The organism is Paenibacillus sp. GCM10027628 (genome assembly GCF_042676385.1).
In the GTDB taxonomy this organism is placed as follows: domain Bacteria; phylum Bacillota; class Bacilli; order Paenibacillales; family NBRC-103111; genus Paenibacillus_E.
In genome coordinates this window covers 1-16,343 of the sequence record NZ_JBHTHA010000009.1, presented here as the reverse complement: position 1 = coordinate 16,343, position 16,343 = coordinate 1, and the positions used below count along the sequence as shown (strand labels likewise).

20 protein-coding genes are annotated in these 16,343 nt (G+C 48.1%); 11 read left to right on the top strand and 9 right to left on the bottom strand.

The annotated features are described in order from the left end of the window. The first annotated feature begins 72 nt into the window (after nt 1-72). From ACFQZT_RS09980 to ACFQZT_RS09970, 3 genes are all read left to right on the top strand, one after another. Nucleotides 73-744, top strand: coding sequence for a Crp/Fnr family transcriptional regulator (locus ACFQZT_RS09980; RefSeq protein ID WP_379299180.1), 672 nt, complete (start codon nt 73-75; stop codon nt 742-744). Between the two features lie 76 nt (nt 745-820). Beyond that, nucleotides 821-1,213: a carboxymuconolactone decarboxylase family protein gene (locus ACFQZT_RS09975; RefSeq protein ID WP_379299178.1), complete on the top strand. Its 393-nt coding sequence runs from the start codon at nt 821-823 to the stop codon at nt 1,211-1,213. 78 nt (nt 1,214-1,291) lie between these two features. After that, complete coding sequence (locus ACFQZT_RS09970; protein WP_379299176.1) at nt 1,292-1,915, top strand: TetR/AcrR family transcriptional regulator; 624 nt, start codon at nt 1,292-1,294, stop codon at nt 1,913-1,915. A 73-nt stretch (nt 1,916-1,988) separates the two neighbouring features. On the opposite strand, the gene ACFQZT_RS09965 is transcribed toward ACFQZT_RS09970, so the two are convergent. Further along, nucleotides 1,989-2,735 (bottom strand): SDR family NAD(P)-dependent oxidoreductase, encoded by a 747-nt coding sequence (locus tag ACFQZT_RS09965; protein ID WP_379299174.1) that lies wholly within the window; start codon nt 2,733-2,735, stop codon nt 1,989-1,991. Between the two features lie 211 nt (nt 2,736-2,946). On the opposite strand from ACFQZT_RS09965, the gene ACFQZT_RS09960 reads away from it, so the two are divergent. The 5 genes from ACFQZT_RS09960 to ACFQZT_RS09940 all read left to right on the top strand — a co-directional run bounded on the left by ACFQZT_RS09960 (nt 2,947) and on the right by ACFQZT_RS09940 (nt 4,848). Then, complete coding sequence (locus tag ACFQZT_RS09960; RefSeq protein WP_379299172.1) at nt 2,947-3,279, top strand: ArsR/SmtB family transcription factor; 333 nt, start codon at nt 2,947-2,949, stop codon at nt 3,277-3,279. Further along, nucleotides 3,260-3,718 (top strand): SRPBCC family protein, encoded by a 459-nt coding sequence (locus ACFQZT_RS09955; RefSeq protein WP_379299170.1) that lies wholly within the window; start codon nt 3,260-3,262, stop codon nt 3,716-3,718. The genes ACFQZT_RS09960 and ACFQZT_RS09955 overlap by 20 nt, the downstream gene beginning before the upstream one ends. Nucleotides 3,719-3,749: 31 nt before the next feature. Beyond that, nucleotides 3,750-3,929 (top strand): hypothetical protein, encoded by a 180-nt coding sequence (locus ACFQZT_RS09950; RefSeq protein WP_379299168.1) that lies wholly within the window; start codon nt 3,750-3,752, stop codon nt 3,927-3,929. A 51-nt stretch (nt 3,930-3,980) separates the two neighbouring features. After that, on the top strand, nt 3,981-4,373 hold the full coding sequence (locus ACFQZT_RS09945) for an SRPBCC domain-containing protein (protein WP_379299166.1): 393 nt from the start codon (nt 3,981-3,983) through the stop codon (nt 4,371-4,373). A 115-nt stretch (nt 4,374-4,488) separates the two neighbouring features. Then, a complete protein-coding gene (locus ACFQZT_RS09940; protein ID WP_379299164.1) occupies nt 4,489-4,848 on the top strand; it encodes a hypothetical protein in 360 nt (119 codons plus the stop codon). Between the two features lie 50 nt (nt 4,849-4,898). Here ACFQZT_RS09940 and ACFQZT_RS09935 read toward each other — a convergent pair whose 3' ends face one another. The 7 genes from ACFQZT_RS09935 to ACFQZT_RS09905 form a co-directional block, all read right to left on the bottom strand. Further along, nucleotides 4,899-6,725, bottom strand: a complete 1,827-nt coding sequence (locus ACFQZT_RS09935) for a cyclic nucleotide-binding domain-containing protein (protein ID WP_379299162.1) — start codon at nt 6,723-6,725, stop codon at nt 4,899-4,901. A 4-nt stretch (nt 6,726-6,729) separates the two neighbouring features. After that, nucleotides 6,730-7,350, bottom strand: a complete 621-nt coding sequence (locus ACFQZT_RS09930) for a hypothetical protein (RefSeq protein WP_379299160.1) — start codon at nt 7,348-7,350, stop codon at nt 6,730-6,732. A 184-nt stretch (nt 7,351-7,534) separates the two neighbouring features. Continuing rightward, nucleotides 7,535-8,215, bottom strand: coding sequence for a hypothetical protein (locus ACFQZT_RS09925; RefSeq protein WP_379299158.1), 681 nt, complete (start codon nt 8,213-8,215; stop codon nt 7,535-7,537). Between the two features lie 117 nt (nt 8,216-8,332). Continuing rightward, the gene (locus ACFQZT_RS09920) at nt 8,333-8,941 is read right to left on the bottom strand and encodes a TMEM175 family protein (RefSeq protein ID WP_379299156.1); all 609 of its coding nucleotides are present in this window, start codon (nt 8,939-8,941) and stop codon (nt 8,333-8,335) included. Nucleotides 8,942-9,320: 379 nt separating this feature from the next. Further along, on the bottom strand, nt 9,321-10,295 hold the full coding sequence (locus ACFQZT_RS09915; protein WP_379299154.1) for a 2,3-diaminopropionate biosynthesis protein SbnB: 975 nt from the start codon (nt 10,293-10,295) through the stop codon (nt 9,321-9,323). Then, entirely contained in the window at nt 10,279-11,277 is a 999-nt protein-coding gene (sbnA, locus tag ACFQZT_RS09910; protein ID WP_379299152.1) for a 2,3-diaminopropionate biosynthesis protein SbnA, read from the bottom strand. The genes ACFQZT_RS09915 and sbnA overlap by 17 nt, the downstream gene beginning before the upstream one ends. Before the next feature lie 14 nt (nt 11,278-11,291). Further along, nucleotides 11,292-12,524 (bottom strand): phenylacetate--CoA ligase family protein, encoded by a 1,233-nt coding sequence (locus ACFQZT_RS09905; protein WP_379299615.1) that lies wholly within the window; start codon nt 12,522-12,524, stop codon nt 11,292-11,294. A 158-nt stretch (nt 12,525-12,682) separates the two neighbouring features. Between ACFQZT_RS09905 and ACFQZT_RS09900 the strand changes: the two genes are divergently transcribed. Beyond that, nucleotides 12,683-13,486, top strand: coding sequence for a YheC/YheD family protein (locus ACFQZT_RS09900; RefSeq protein ID WP_379299150.1), 804 nt, complete (start codon nt 12,683-12,685; stop codon nt 13,484-13,486). Between the two features lie 115 nt (nt 13,487-13,601). Next, on the top strand, nt 13,602-14,243 hold the full coding sequence (locus ACFQZT_RS09895) for a transmembrane-type terpene cyclase (RefSeq protein ID WP_379299148.1): 642 nt from the start codon (nt 13,602-13,604) through the stop codon (nt 14,241-14,243). Between the two features lie 32 nt (nt 14,244-14,275). On the opposite strand, the gene ACFQZT_RS09890 is transcribed toward ACFQZT_RS09895, so the two are convergent. Continuing rightward, entirely contained in the window at nt 14,276-15,139 is an 864-nt protein-coding gene (locus ACFQZT_RS09890) for a copper amine oxidase N-terminal domain-containing protein (RefSeq protein WP_379299146.1), read from the bottom strand. Between the two features lie 150 nt (nt 15,140-15,289). Between ACFQZT_RS09890 and ACFQZT_RS09885 the strand changes: the two genes are divergently transcribed. Further along, nucleotides 15,290-15,763 carry a hypothetical protein gene (locus ACFQZT_RS09885; RefSeq protein ID WP_379299144.1) on the top strand — a complete coding sequence of 158 codons (474 nt, stop codon included), beginning with the start codon at nt 15,290-15,292 and terminating at the stop codon, nt 15,761-15,763. Nucleotides 15,764-16,343: the final 580 nt, after the last annotated feature.

Genomic DNA, 16,343 nt, shown 5'->3' with positions numbered 1-16,343 from the left:
GTAATTTCTGGAAGGGACTCGGGTACTTTGTGCAGAATTACAATAAATCCTCATCCATTAAGGAGCTTATCTATGAACGAGCAGCAGATTGAGCAAATCCGAGAGGCGTTCCCTTGCTTCGCAAATATCCCGCATACCGATTGGCAATTCGCCGAAACGTTAACCGCTCAGCCCTCCACTCCGCATAACATCCGTGAAGGGCATGTGTTGGATCATGCCATGTTTATACTTAGCGGATGGGTCCGCGTATACAAATTAAGCGCGGCCGGCAGAGAAATCACGTTGTATCGTGTGCACAGCGGCCAATGCTGTGTGCTTATGATGGCCAGCATTTTAGGCGAAACGGAGTATGAAGCTTCAGTCTCAATTGAAACCGAAACGGATGTTTTGCTGCTTCCCGTCGCTTTATTTCGCGCTTGGATGGACACCTATCCTTCTGTACGAAAGTTCATCTACAAGCAGTTTGTAGAGCGAATGACAAGCGTGACGACTCTGCTCGAGAACGTTGCATTTCAATCCATTCCCTACCGCGTTGCAGAATATTTGATCGCATCCTCTACAGCCTCCAGTGCCTCGGTAAGAATCACGCACGAGCGGCTGGCAATTGAACTGGGAAGCGCCCGTGAAGTCATCACACGGATTTTGAACGAATTCGCGAATAAAGGCGCTATCGCATTAAGCAGAGGAAAAATTACAATCGAGAACCGCGGCATTCTGATTGATATTTTGGAGCAGCAAGTGTGATTTTATCACAGAACTCGCGGCAGATATCCCATAAAATCATACGTAAATCGATGAATTAATTATGGGAGGTATAACCGTGAACCCTTATTACGACAGCTCTAATTTAAATCGAATCCCTGATCTTATGAAGCTTGCACCGCAAGCCGCCGCTTCCTTTCTATCTTTCGAGAAGGATATCTACCACACTTCGGAGTCGATCCCTTTGAAAATGAAAGAGCTCATCGCCGTCGCTGTTGCTCATGTAACCGGCTGCCCTTACTGTATCGATAACCATGTAAAAAAATACAAAGCGCTCGGGGGGACGCGCGAAGAAATTTTCGAAGCAGTCTTAGTAGCCGCTTCTACCCGTGCAGGCGCTATACTTAGCCATGCCACTCACGCGCTTGTCGCCTTTGAAGAGGCACCCGCTGGGCAAACCGTTTCATCATCGAGCGACGGAACTCCGTCTCCCCCGAAATGTTTTTGCTAAGCATTTTACAGACCATGGCAAACGCGATACAATGCTCTTTGAATAAAAACCCTTTAAACCAAGTAAGGATCACACCAAATGAACATGAAGAAAAAAGATCCTCGCGTCGTCCGGACGCACCAGCTGCTAAGGAAAGCACTAATTGAATTAATGGAGGAACGGGATTTCGAGTCGATCACGGTGCAAGAAATTTCAGACCGCGCTACCATCAAACGAGCCACGTTCTATCTGCATTTTGAAGATAAGCAAACGTTTGTCGAAACGTATATTGACGAAATCTTGGAGGATCTGCGGCATAAAATGCTGTTCGCTACTGACAGCGATCCCGCTGAATTCGACATGCTAAGCGGGAAGCCGCATCCCAGCTTCGTGCGGTTGTTTCATCAAATCGCGGAGAATTTCTATGTCTATTACGCGCTCTTGGTTCGAAATCGGGTGCCTTATTTCGCCGCCTCGCTTCAACAGGTCATCCATGAGTTCATATCCCGAGGAGTGGATTTCACCGAACCGGATGACCGCAATTTAACCGCTACTAGAGAAATTGTCGTCAAGTATGTAGAGTCTGCTTTCCTGGAAGTCGTCATTTGGTGGATCGCTAACAATATGCCATATGCCGAAGAGGAAATCGCCGCTCATCTGATGAACCTGTCGATCCGGGGACCCTATAAACAAATCCCTGTTCGAAAAGGCGGGCACCTGTAGAGGTGTCGTAAAGCAAAAAACCTCCAAAACCGCGTTTTTAAGCAGGATTTGGAGGTTTTTCATTTTCTAAATTTTAAAGCGCAGTCCAACCGCCATCAATAACAAGCTCCGAGCCTGTCATAAAGCGGGATTCATCAGAGGCTAGGAACAAGACGCCATAAGCGACATCTTCCGGTTTGCCGAAGTAAGGAAGCTGCGTAAACGTTTGGTAATACGGCATTGCATCCTTCATAGAAGGCTCCGTCATCGGCGTGACGATAATGCCCGGATGCACGGAATTGACGCGAATGTTCTGCTTCGCATACTCTACCGCGGCAGATTTGGACAAGGCACGCAGTGCGCCTTTGGCTGCTGTATAAGGGCTTGATCCGGCCATACCGACGATGCCGCCGATGGAAGAAATGTTAACGACTGAGCCTTCGCCCGCTTTTTGCATCTCAGGAATGGCATATTTCATCCCAAGCACACACCCCGACAAATTAATATCCATCACGCGATTCCATTCGCTCATCTCGATATTCGCGATCGTCTTCGTGGAAGAAATGCCCGCATTATTCACGAGAATGTCCACTTTACCGAAAGCGTTCACCGTTTCTTGAATGATTTGCTTCCACTCTTCCTCTGAAGCGACATTATGCTTAAAGCCGATGGCTTCGCCGCCGCTTGCATTGATTTCAGCGATGACCTCCTGCAGCACATCGTCCTTGATATCCGTGCCTACCACTTTAGCGCCTTCCTCAGCAAAAAGCTTCGCTTCCGCCGCACCCATACCGAGCGCTGCGCCAGTAATGATCGCTACTTTTCCACTTAAACGTCCCATTGTATATCAGACCTTTCCTTCTGGAATTTTGGATATTTGATCTTCTTAAGAACAGTTTCATTATACAACCAAATGACTAAATTGTGAAGTAATTTACACTTTGTAAATTAAGTAATCCATAAATAATTTCACTAACCTAAGCCAAAATATAACAAACCAAAAAAACATAATTTAAGTTTACACTTAATTAAGTGTATGCTAAAATAATCGCATGATCGAAAAAGTCATTCACGCCATTACCGAGCCGCGGCGCCGGGATATTCTATATCTCGTTCGCAATGAGGAGCTTACCTCAAGCGCCATTGCCTCACACTTTGACATTTCAGCTCCAGCAGTTTCGCAGCATCTCAAGGTTCTTGAGGAATCCGGGCTGGTCGTTGTCCGGAGAGACGGAACCAAACGGTATTATTCCATTAGGAGGGAAGGATTTGCCGAATTGAAACAGTATATCGACCGTTTCTGGGATGATAGCTTGATGCGCCTGAAGGAAGCTGCAGAAGAGGAAGAAAGGAGACAGAAACAACGTGAGTCAGATTCAAAATAACGAACAGATCGTCAAAGAGGTGTTCATCGAATGCCGTCCGGAGATCCTGTTCACCTTTTTTACCGATCCGGAAAAAATGGTGCGTTGGATGGGCAGCCATATTTTGCTCGAGCCCGCTATCAACGGTAAGTACCGCATTGATGTCAATGGCCATGACATTGCCATGGGCGAGTATCAAGAAATCATCCCTAACGAGAAGATTGTGATGAGCTGGGGATGGGAGAAGTCGAAGATTGTTCCTCCCGGTTCAAGCACGGTGGAGTTCCGCTTTGCGCCTAAGGACAATGGCACACTTCTCATACTGACGCATTACGGCCTGCCGGTCGAAGAAGTCGCTTCTCACGTGCAGGGCTGGAGTCACTACACCGTGCGCCTTCAAACTTTGGCGGAAGGCCGGGATCCTGGCATCGATCCTTGGTCCGTTAAGGCTATGCATTAAACCACCATTTGGAATAAAAGGAGATTATATAATGACTACATTATCTTGCAATTGCGGATTTACAGCTAAGGACGAAAATCGCTACAAGGTTGAAGCTGCTATGTGGCACCATGCCATTCATGACCATGCCGATATGCTGAAGAGCATGACGGTATTACAACTGGAAGAATGGTTGATCAATAAGGACAAGCAGTTAAGCGTTGCCGGTTAATACCTCGCTCGATATCACTACTGTCAACATCTACATGGGAGGAACGCAAGGATGTCTATCACATCAATCCATCAAGAAGTTACGTTTAAAGCAAGCCCCGCTCGCGTTTATGAAGCGTTGACCGTTTCCGAGCAATTCAGCCAGGTCACAGGAGGCGCTCCAACCGATATTAGCCCGGAAGCCGGAGGAACCTTCTCTTGTTTCGGAGGTATGATCGTAGGCCGGAATATTGAACTTATCCCTAATGAGCGAATCGTACAAGCATGGCGAGCGGCAAATTGGGAAGCTGGCATCTATTCGATCGTCAAATTCGAACTTAAGGAGCACGGCGCCGACACCCTGCTGATTTTTGACCATAGCGGTTTTCCGGAAGGTCAAGGCGAGCATCTGGCGAACGGTTGGAAAGAGAATTACTGGAACCTTCTCGAGAAATATGTAGCGTAACCCTAAAAGGCAGTACACCATTTTCACCGAATGATATGCTTTCACCCTCTCCTTATGAGAACTTGTTGAATATGCTAAATTGCAAGTTCGTACAAGTTCTTTGGGGGTGGACAATTTGTTTCAACTTAATGGCATCGTCGGCGGAAATGCTTCAATTGCTGTGGGAGCTCGTAAAACGATCTTGCTCCAGCAAATCGTGATCAACGTACCAAATCGACAAAAGCTCATTTTGAGGGATCTTAACTTTTTATTTAACAATGATGCTTTCGCTATTAAAATTGAGGCGCAGCCCTCTCCTGGTACGTTTATCGCAAGAGGTGGCTCTGGGGATTTGAGACCCAATAAAGTATTGTTTAACAATACGACCGGGTCTGCGGTTACGATTTTTCTACTCGTCAGTGCAGTGAACACAGCTAGAAACACCCGATCTTTAAGCCGCTCCGACAGCTGGCATCTAACGCTTCAGCGGGTATAAGGTTCTACAACAGCCAAGAGCACCGATCCCTTCCGGGACGGTGCTCTTGTTCATGCGCGCAGGCGCAAGGACTGCCCGCAGCGTGCGCAGTAGCGCGCAACAGCCGGCGACTGCGTGCCGCATGCCTCGCACTGCAGCTGCTCCGCACGCCTGGCAGCCGACGGCACGGTCGGCTCCAGCCCGGGGTTCATGCGCAGCAGCGCTTGCTGCTCTGCATAGCGGCCTGAGCGAAGCAGCGCGGCAAGGACGAGAAGGCCTGCTGCGCCTACAGCTAGCATGAGGAGCATGCGCCAGAAGCCGCTAGCCACTTGATAATCCCACAAGAAGTGTAGAAGCAAAGCGATGGCAAAAAAGCTCATCGCCAGAAGTGCAGACTGCCAGCGAAGCAGCTGTCCCTTCGTCAGTACATACCATAGCCCTACGGCGGCAATGGCGCTCCACGTCCCGTGGCCAAAGGGGGAGAGCAGCGCTCTTACGGCTAATACCGCCAGCATACTGATCGTCGAGCCGTTCGACCAATGCGACCAGCCGTAAATAACGCTCTCCACAGCAGCAAAGCCCATCCCTGCGGCCGCACCGAACACGACTGCATCCATTAAGAAGCGATGCCGCTTCAACCTCAACAGCCAACTGCAGATTAGCAGTTTGGCTATTTCTTCGATGACGGCCACCGCTAGCGGAGCTTGCCAATGGCCGAAGGAAGCCTCCGCGCTTCCCTGAAAAACCCACAGTCTTTCCAGCCACCAGGCTAATGGGATAGCGACAATTGCAGTAGCAACGAATATCCAGGCTAAGCGTGAGAAACCGAATCCTAACAATTGGGCGCTTCTCATATACAGGACGAACGAAACCGGTCCTACGAAGCCCCCGACGACAAGCGCCGCTATATGCCATATCGGATGGCTCTGCCAAATCGACATCACCGTCAGCAAGATGAACAAGCCGCTCATACCCAACATCCCGTCTACCCAGTACCGTTTCAACCTGGCCGACATCATGGAGTCGGGATCCGGCTGTTTCTCGGACGAAGACGGATCCGGCACATCGCTCATGATCGATAATCGAGATGCATACCAATCTGACAGCGTTATATCCGGGCGCCGAATGTGGACAACCTCAGCAAATTGGTGCAAAATCGGCGGATATTGCTGCAAAACATACGCAAATTCGGCTTTTCCCATCAAGAGCAGCTCGCCATCCTCTAGAGCTTTAACCATCGCAGCGTGCGGAGTATCCGACATGAGCGCCAATTCCCCGAAGTAATCACCTGCACTGAGTACCGCTATCCTGCGGCCGGATGCGCTGACTTCAAAGCGACCCGAGCCGATCATATATAAGTATTCGGACGCATCACCCTCGCGAATCACGGCATCACCGCGCCGGACTTGCCGCCTTACTGTAATTTCAGCCAAGCCGCGAAGCTCCGAATCCGGAATCGGCGCCCAGATCGAAGCTTTGCGCAGCAGACCATGCACATACCGAATCTCCGCGAACATGCGAATACTTTCATAGAATAATGGACTTGCCTCCGCCAATTGTGCGAACGCCTCCCGCCGCAAACATACGGCAGTAACCTCCGATAAAGCCATCACACCCGCGGTTCGGCGCTCGTTCCACAACAGTCCGATTTCTCCGATTACCGATCCGGGACCGAACTCTGCAAGCGTCACTTCTTCCCCGATTAAATTGTTCGTCACGACGCGCACTTGGCCGCCAGTGATCAGGTAACAAGTCTCTTCTAACGCGCCTTCTTCGATCAATCGCCCCCCGGCAGGAACAACTAATGTTTCCATCTTGGCTGCAGCGGTCTCCAGCTCGTGAAACGGCACTCCATATAGAAGCGGTTGATCTCTTAACAATATGGCAATGGATTGCATTGCACTATCTCATGTTGCCAATAACGCTGCTGCGGCTATCCGCCATCTTCTTAATGAAATTCGTCATCAAGTCAAAGGCTTCATTGCGTTTATTTGACAACGATTGCAAGCGAAGCATATCCATCTGTTGCGAGTTACTCATGCTGTCGATCTGCCCGCGAATGGTGTCCATCTGTTTGTCGATTTCCCCTTGCTTCAGCTTAGCGGCAGTAGGAGCCGTAACGCCTGCCGCCGCAAATTTGCTTGTGATGTCGGCCGATAATGCCACAGCATCATTCGCATTCGCAGGTCTAATCGATTTCAAAGCTGCCAGCAAATCATTCAGCGATGCAATTTGCTTATTTTTCTTTTGAACCTCCTCGATTTGCGTTTTGAGCTGCTCCTCCAATAAATTTGCCCGGTTGGATTGAACGGCCATCATCGCCGTTTCTAAATCCATGGATTGCACGTTGATATTCACGGTGCCAGCTGCGCCTTGAATATTTCCTACAGCGTTTACCGTACTCTCTCCGCCAACTGCTTGCTTAACCGCGTTGTAGGCTGTGTTATTCAACATAAGACCAGCTCCGCCAACCAGTCCTAGCACGAATAAGCCAGCCATTGTGATCACATTTTTACGATTCATTGTTTACGCCCCTTTTTCTTTGTTTTCTGCTGTTTGGAAAATCTAAGAAGATTATAGCACATTTAAGATTCAGAAAGATTGAAGGAGATCCCTATTTACACCAAATCGGATTCATGCATTATTTCTATAAAATAAAAAGAGCCTCCTGTCTTAAGTTGCCTTAAGCGGGGCTCTTCTAAGTCCATTAATTCACTTTACTCTGTAATAGCTCAATCAATTGCTTACCCGGATCTCGCTTCTCGCCGGCCGGGCGATTTCCATTTCCGTTTCCGTTGCCTGGAGTGCCAGACTGCTTGCCATTGCCTTGACCTTGTCCTTGGGTTGGCTGCTGGCCTTGATCTTTCCCTGCTGCGTCCTGCGGCTGAGTTGCATCCGGTTGGGCGGATGGATCGGCATTCTTCACCGAACCTGCGGCATCCGCATTCTTTTTGCCATTGCCGCCATTGCCGCCATTGCCTCGGTTATTCATGCGCGTTGCCGCATCCTCGACGAATTTCTTCTGCGTATCCGTTAGCTTTTCAAGCAGCTTCGTCTTGCTATCGTCGGTCAGCTCGCCCTTGGTGACGATATCTTGAGCCGTCGGCAGCATATCCTGCGCTTGCTCCTTCGTAATGGCGAGCCCCTCGGCTTTATCCATCTGGAGCAGCGTTTGGAACGTTCCAAACATTTGGCGCTGCTGCTGACTCATCGCGGGTCTATTCTGACCGCCTGGCTTGGAACTTGCCGCAGGATTCTGGCTTTGCTGCTGCGCTGGCTGCTCCGTACTTGCTGCAGCAGCTGCACTTCCTGCTGACGGCTGGTTACCGCAACCGCTTAGTAACATTGGAATAATGACACACAGACCGGCTAATTTTTTTATCATCATCTCTTGCCCACTCCTATCCTTATCCTTCGAAACAAGCTTACACCCCAATTATGAACAAACTGAGAATGGAAGCTGAATCCGAGATAAAAGTTGGCTTAAAATTTTTATGAATCAGATTTAATTGGAAATTCCTCGCTTCTCTTTCCTAATCCAAAGCGTCGCAGGCAAGAAGTAAAGAATGATAAGGAAAGCAAATCCAAGGATGCTGACCCAGGCATTCAGCAAGGCCAACAAAGTTACAAATAAGTATAAAAAAGGTCCCCGGAAAAAATGCTTCTTCATGTTGAATAAATCATCCATATCACAGCCATCGTGTAAAAGCTCTCTGTGCTTCAGCGCATAATTCCAGATTAAATTAAAAGGGATTCCCCCCAGCGTAATCCATCCGCCGTAAACAAGCGCTGCAATTCTGGAATTCTCGTCGCCCGCCTCGGCAAACTCTCCAAGGATTGATGAACAAAATGGAATCGCTATGACATTCAGAAGTAAGACCATATTCAATAATATGAGCATATGATCGATCTTTTTGATGTAATGGAACATCGTATGATGATTGAACCAGACAACGGAAATGATCATGAAACTGATCAGAAAGCTAATGAACTTGGGCCACTCATGCCCTAGAATCATCAACAGATTTTCATGTTGCGAGTGCTCCGGTATTCTAATTTCGATAACCAGCAGCGTTAATGCGATCGCAAATATCGCGTCGAAATAAGTAACCATACGTTCGGATGAGTAAATGCCATGTTCTCGTTTAATTAAAGCTCCCTCTCTTCTGATCTTATAATTTATGGGAATATTTTACCATACCAATAAAGCTGAGGTCATCTAGTCCCATTCATTTACTTGTGGATATATCGAGTTGTGGATATGTTGACATCTCTAAGGAAAGTTATGCACAGCAGGACTTTGGCATCTGTGGACATTGTGGGCAAAAATGTGGATAAAGGAACAAATCAACCTGTAGACGGACCCCCTAAGAATAAACATCAGCCACACGCCCACGAACAAATATGTAGTTCGAAAATGAATTCTCAATTTCCTGTACCACAAAAAGGGCGCCGCCTCTAAAGGCCAGCGCACCCCCTGATTCTCTCAACGGCTAGCGAGAACTTCCAAGCTCCACACCCATTCCGAGCCGCATTGCTTCTCGCCAATAGAAACCCGCCACGGCAATATCGAATATGCCGAGGCCCATCGGGTTGAAATAAACCGGTTCCTCTGCAGCGATTTCAGCCAGTCCGTCACGGCAAACGACATCCGATAACGTACGGACGCCGGATTCCTTCAAACCATACCGGAGATGCAGCAGCTCTATGTCCGTATTTTCCCGGCATACCTCGCGCCAATCGTCGACAATGACCGCCTTCACCTGTGCCACGGCTTCCGGTTTATAATCCCTAAGCGATACATTGAGCAGCAGCGATCCAACAGGCGGCGCCTCGTCGATATATCTTTCCGTAGCCACTGTACAAGTAACCAACACGTCGGCAGCTCTGTATACAGATCTCCAATCGTCGACAATTTCGGTAATCGCTCGAATGCCTTCAGGTATCGTGCGCAGGTCAATCCCTTTCAAGTCAAATATCATGACCCGCTTCAATTTCTCCCCTAGCAAGTCGGCGCACATATCAAGATGCAAGCGACCAATGGGCCCCCATCCGATGATCCCTAGCCGCAGCTCCGATGGCTGTTTAGCTGCGCAATAAGCATCAAGCATCACTCCGCTGACTGCAGCTGTCCGTAACCCGTTTAGCAAACCGCTGTGGATAAATGCAACAGGTTCCCCAGTAGCAGGATGATTTAATATGATCGTATTATGCGCCCTTGGCAAGCCCAAGCGACCGTTACCCGGAAAGCTGGCAATCCACTTGATCCCTGCTAAATGAATATCGCCCCCGACAAAAGCCGGCATGGCAATAATCCGATTGGCCGGCTCGCGGAATCGCAAATAGGGTTTCAAAGGATACACGCAATCCCCGTTATCTTTAATCCGCACCACATCCCGGATGATGTCGGTTAATTGTCGCCAATCGGTGCCGATCTGACGAATATGATCATCATGCAAATAAATCATGGCTTAATCCTCCGCTGAAGGAGCCGGGATCATAGCCAAGTTCCTGCTTTACCCACTCATCATTATAGACCGTATTCAAATACCGCTCGCCCCGATCCGGCAGGATCACGGCGCAAATGGCTCCATCGGGTATGCTGTCGCTCAGCTTGCGCACAGCCGAAATCACGCCTCCCGACGAGGCCCCTGCCAAAATCGCTTCATAGCGCACCAACTCACGGCAGCCACGTACACAGTCGACGTCGGATACATGCAGGGCGAGATCCGCCACATCATGCCGGTAAAGACCGGGCGTGATCCCGGCACCTAGCCCGGGAAATCGCCTGGGACCCTTCTCCCCTCCTAAAATGACGCTGCCTTCCGCATCCACCGCAACAATCTTCGTAGGCCACTGACGGCTGCGAATCGCTTCCATACATCCGCGAATCGTTCCGCATGAGCTAACACCGCAAAACAAATAATCGATCGGCCCGAGCTGCTCCCCGATTTCTTGCATTGTCGTCTCCGCATGGGCTAAAGCGTTGTCTGGGTTACCGTACTGATTGGTCCAGTGAGCCTTCGGTATTTGCCGGACCAGTTCCCCTACCCTTCGGATTCGCGCCGGCAGGAATTCCCCCGTCTCCGCATCCGGCTCCGTCACCACATCGATTTCCCCGTGGAAGCTGCGGATAATCTGCTTATGCTGCTCTGTAGTACGCGGATCCACGACACAAATAAACCGAAGCCCCAGATAGCAGCACAACTGTGCAAGGCTAATGGCCAGATTGCCCGAACTGGATTCCACGATGACGCTATCGCTTGTAATCTCCCCACGCCGTATGGCCTCCCGGATCATATATAAGGCAGGCCTGTCTTTGGCGCTCCCGCCGGGATTCATCCACTCCAGCTTGCCGAATACTTGAAACGGCTCCTCGCGGAACAGCTGCTGAAGTCGAATAAGCGGCGTACGGCCGATCGCCTGAGCGATACCTCCCTCGAGTTTCATTATGCATCCCTCCTTTACGTATAAAATATTTTTTTGTTTTTAACTGCACTCCGCGTAAGCGAATCGTCAAAAGCAGCCCCGTTGACTTGAATCCCCTCAAGAATTCGGGACTGAATCATCGTGCCTATTTCGGGAATCCGGTGCTCCAAATCGTTTCGAATGCTCGCTAGTACGGTAGGAGCCGCATTTGGGCTATACACATACACTTGGAGCAAATTCCCCGATACTTTTACCCGGACGTTCGCTTCGCTCAGATGGCGGTAGACCACATCCTCGATGTCGTAAATGCTAATTTTTTCACCGTGCTTTAGATCCGGTCCGATTCTTTTCACCATGCTTTGAAAGCTCTGCCTAAGTGAGCCATTCACCAGGATGGGACGCAGGTCACGCACAACATCGTAGGTCACATAACGCAGAGCAGGAAAGGAATCTCTCACTGTCGACGTCAAGATAAGCACCTGCTCCTTCTCGTCCGACAACGGCTCCAAATCTTCCCCAAGCGCATCCGTGCCGGCCCCTTCGGCAATGATTCCCTCTGCAAACAAATATCTGCCATGCACATGGGACCAATAAGCGATTGTCCCAATCTCGATGGAGCCATACGTATCCGTAATTTGCTCCACGCCAATACCCATCCGTTCCGCCACACGGCTTCTCCAGCCCGGTGAAGCAATTTCCCCGACCAGAATGATATGGCGGATTCCGTATGCTGCCGGGTCGCCCGATGCAAGCAGTATGCGATCCAAAATCGATGGCATCGTATATAGAACTTCTGGCTTAAAGCTCGCTAACCGTTCGATATGCTGTTCAATGGGCAATTGAAACGACAATGACTCCACTTCCATGCCCAATCGGCGAAATACTTCTACAGCTGTCGCCTCCGCATGCCCTGTACCCATATCGGCCAGCGCTGTCCGATATGTACCCGTTCCAAGAATGGTGCGGAAAACCTCGAGCTTGATCCGCATATAAGCTTCTTCATCGGACTCCGAGTAAAAAATCGTTTTGCGCCGACCGGAACTTGTACCCGAAGTCCGATAACGATGGAGATCGATGCGCTCCGCCATAGGATTATTCGCTGCATAATAGTGCGCCTCCAACATGGAAGCCGTAATCAGAGGCAAACTCTCCAAAGCTGCATCCCCTACCCGCTTCCCTCGTTGAAAGGCAACTTGTTCCTTATACCAAGGAAACTGTCGTTCCATCCGACCGATTGTTTCCTGAATTTCCTGAAGACTTGTTTGCATGGACACCGCTGCCTTCCTCCCGATTTCATCAGGACTTTTGTCTATATACCATATGCGTCCCGCAAGCGCAGCGTTCTTTTCCCAGTTATCACCTATATTCAGACATTTCCGTATGATGATAAATAATTAGTTATTCATGGAAAAGGAGGTTATGGTCCATGCAGAATACGCAAAAATATGTATCCAGCAAACTGGTCAAGACCCGACTCTTGCTGCACAATCGGGAATTGGCAAAGCATATCCCTACTACTCGCCCCTTCAGCCGCAATCGGCTATATGCCATGCTGAAGCGCTACGGAATGGTGTATGTGAAACCCGACCGGGGATCGCTGGGCATTGGTGTCATGCGGGTTGAGAAGAAAGAGGATGCTTTCCAATATCAAAGCGGCCGACGAGCATTGATTTTCAAGACATTTCATGACCTGTTCCAGTCGATACAGCGGCGCATCGGGCATAAACCCTATTTAATTCAAAAAGGCATCCACGTGCTTCGGCATGAAGAGCGCCCCTTCGATTTTCGCGTTATGATTCAGAAAAATCCAAAAGGCAAGTGGGAGTGTACCGGAACGGCTGGACGTGTCGCCCATCCTCGTAAAGCAGTAACGAACGGAAGCCAGGGCGGCACGATTTTCTCTGCGATCGACCTGATTGAACCGGAAGCAGGAAAAGAAAAGACAGATGACCTTATTCGGAAGATGCATCATCTGGCCCGATTAACAGCCGCACAGTTCAGCCGCACCTATCCGGCCATGAATGAACTCGGACTCGATATCGCCGTAGACAGCAGCCTGACGCCATGGATTTTGGAAGTAAACACGTGTCCCGACCCTTGTCCGTTCACTAAATTGGAAGATAAGGCCATCATTAAAAAAATCGTCACCTATGCCAAATCCTACGGTCGGCGGTACTGCCTGACATGCTCCAAAGCAAAGAAAGCACCTAAGCGCGAGAAGAGGGAATAACGCTATACAATAGCAAATGGCACCCTCACGGGTGCCAGCTTCTTAAATTCGACTCATAACTCGTCCGGATTCATCATATGGTCTTACTAACATTCATAAAGGGACGTGAAAGAATATGATGGAGCAACTGCTTCCTTTCCCCGTTGAACGGCTTCTGCAAATGGGTTTAGGCTTTTTTTGGACAATCACCTATATCCTGATCATTTTGAAAAGCTTGGAAGACCGTAAAGTCGGTATACCCTTTGCTGCATTATGTGCGAATATAACATGGGAAGCTATATTTTCCTTTATGTTCCCTTACGAACCGGTCCAATTTACGATTAATGTCATTTGGTTTGGGTTAGACTGTATCATCCTGCTTTTATTCATACGGTATTCCAAGGGGATATTCCCTTCCGCTTTCAGATATAAATACGCCATCTTGTTTTCTTCACTTGCCGCTGCTTTTCTTATTAATCTAGGGATCACATTGGAATTTCATGATTGGGAGGGGAAGTATTCCGGATTCGGTATGAATTTTATGATGTCTTTACTCTTTATTGTCATGCTGATAAGACAAGGAACGCTGGGGCAATCCATTTATATCGGTTATTCCAAATTGGCCGGAACGCTTTGCGCGTCCATCTTGTTTTATTCCCTTTATCCAAAATCGATACTTCTATTGATTTTATATATTCTCATCCTGATTCTCGACGTGATTTACATCATTTTAATCCGTCATCATGCCACCAAAAAAGTAAAAAGAGCCATCAACTAACTCGATGGCTCTTGGCTTTTAATCAAACTTGACTATTCCTCGTAAATGACTACGGATTGCGTTTCGGACTCCCATTTCACGGCTGCCTTTAAGGCTTCACTCACAAAACGAACAGGCACAACCGTGCTGCCGTTTTCAATAGCCGCCGGAACCTCTAACGTCACTTCATTGCCGTTGACTGTAGCAGTCTTGCTATCGATGAAGAGTTTCACTGTGATACCGTCGCGTGTAACGGTAACCGAACGCTCTTCTGCGTTCCAGCTCACAGTTGCTTTTAAAGCCTCGGAAATAGCCCGGAACGGCACTAACGTGTTGCCTTCGCGGATGAACGGAGCTACTTCAAAAGAAGGCTCTTCACCGTTCACATACAATTTCACGCCTTTTTTTCCTAGTTTCTCATACAATTTGCCGAGCTTTTTGTAAGAATCAAGATTGGTAATATTAGCGGTAATCGCTTCTTTTTGCACATAAACCGCATCAGTTACGCTTCCGTTCTTATCCAACATATCGGCAACTGCCGACAAAGCCGCGTCCTTCTCTTTAATCGCCTCAAGTTCAGCTTTCATTTCAGCTGTAAGGTGAGTTTCGTACTTCGTCAATAGAAGATCAGCAATAACAGCCCCGGCAGGCTTGTCCTTCACATTATTGATCGCGTTGAGCAGTCCCTTGTATCCATTGTGACCTTGACTTCCATAAGTATCGGATGTAACGGTCTCTTTCTCATCAACTTTCACCTTGAGATCAACGTTTACTTTTACCGAACCAGCATTGCCCTCATCTGATACTTCCGCTTTCTTCACTGCGCCATTGCCATTTTCCGTTTTTGCCAATGCCGATCCCGCCATTAGGCTTGTTGCCAGTACACAGGATGCGATGACTAACCATTTTTTTCTCATTTTATAATTTACCTCCTTTAAAATCTTACTTTTAATATATTCGGCTTCTCCTCTAGATTTTGTGAGGGTACCCATCCAGAATAAGGATTTTCCAACTGGGCGATCCTATGGTAAACCCTTACTTTTATACACGAAAGAGACGAGCGCCTTATGATACTTGCAACCTGCCTATCTGCTACGATCATTGTTCTTATGGTCATCGTTTTATTGCCTAAAAACATGCTCATTAACGAACTTATTTTTAATTTTATGATCGTGGTATACTTGCACATCGTGGTGTTCGGCATCATCTCCGCGAATTTGAATCTGATTTCAGTCTCAACTGATAGCGAGAAAGCCATTTCATATATGTTTATCCGCTTTATCCTATATCCTGTTCTCATCTTATTTTTTCTGCAGATTTACTTAAAATTGCATACGTTTTTAGTGAAAATTTTTGCGGCATTTGCTTGCGCGCTTATTCTTGCTTTCATTGATGCTGCGCTACGATCGGTCGGTATTCTGATATTTACAAACTGGCAGATAACAGGATTGATAGCCGCTTGGTTCGTATTCCTTCTCGTATGTTTATTAATCATGAAAGGGTTTCGTCATTTAACCGAGAAAGAAGTGTACCCCCGATGAGCATCCTGCCCCTGCCTGAACACTTCGGTAGTAGGGAATGGTTTATTATTGTTACGCTCATCTGTAGCAACGCACTACTCATCCCCTTAAGAAGAAAATTTCCGCCCACAATCATCATCATGATCCTGGTATTTGGCCTCACCTCCGCCAAAATCATGGATGTCCTGGTCGGGGAAGCCCCTTTCGATTATTACGATATCAATGATACCCCTAAGGTCGAATTGATGGATGTTGTATTGCAGTTCATTTATCCGCCCTTTGCCTACTTATATATATATCTTTACGAACGGTTGCACATTAGAGGTATCTCCACCGCGCTCTATGTGCTGATTAGCTCATTTTTTGGCATCTGCTTTGAATGGATCTTTGTCTGTTTTGGTGTTTTTACGTACAAAGGATGGAATCTGTTCTACTCTTTCACCGTTTATCTATATGTGCAATCAGCTTGCTTGCTTTTTTTCAAATGGATTCAATCTAATCACCATCGAAAAAGATAAAGAGAGTGCCATTACGGCACTCTCTTCAGGATGTCGACAAACCCCTTGTTTTTCAGAGACTTGTCTACAGAGATTAAAAAACC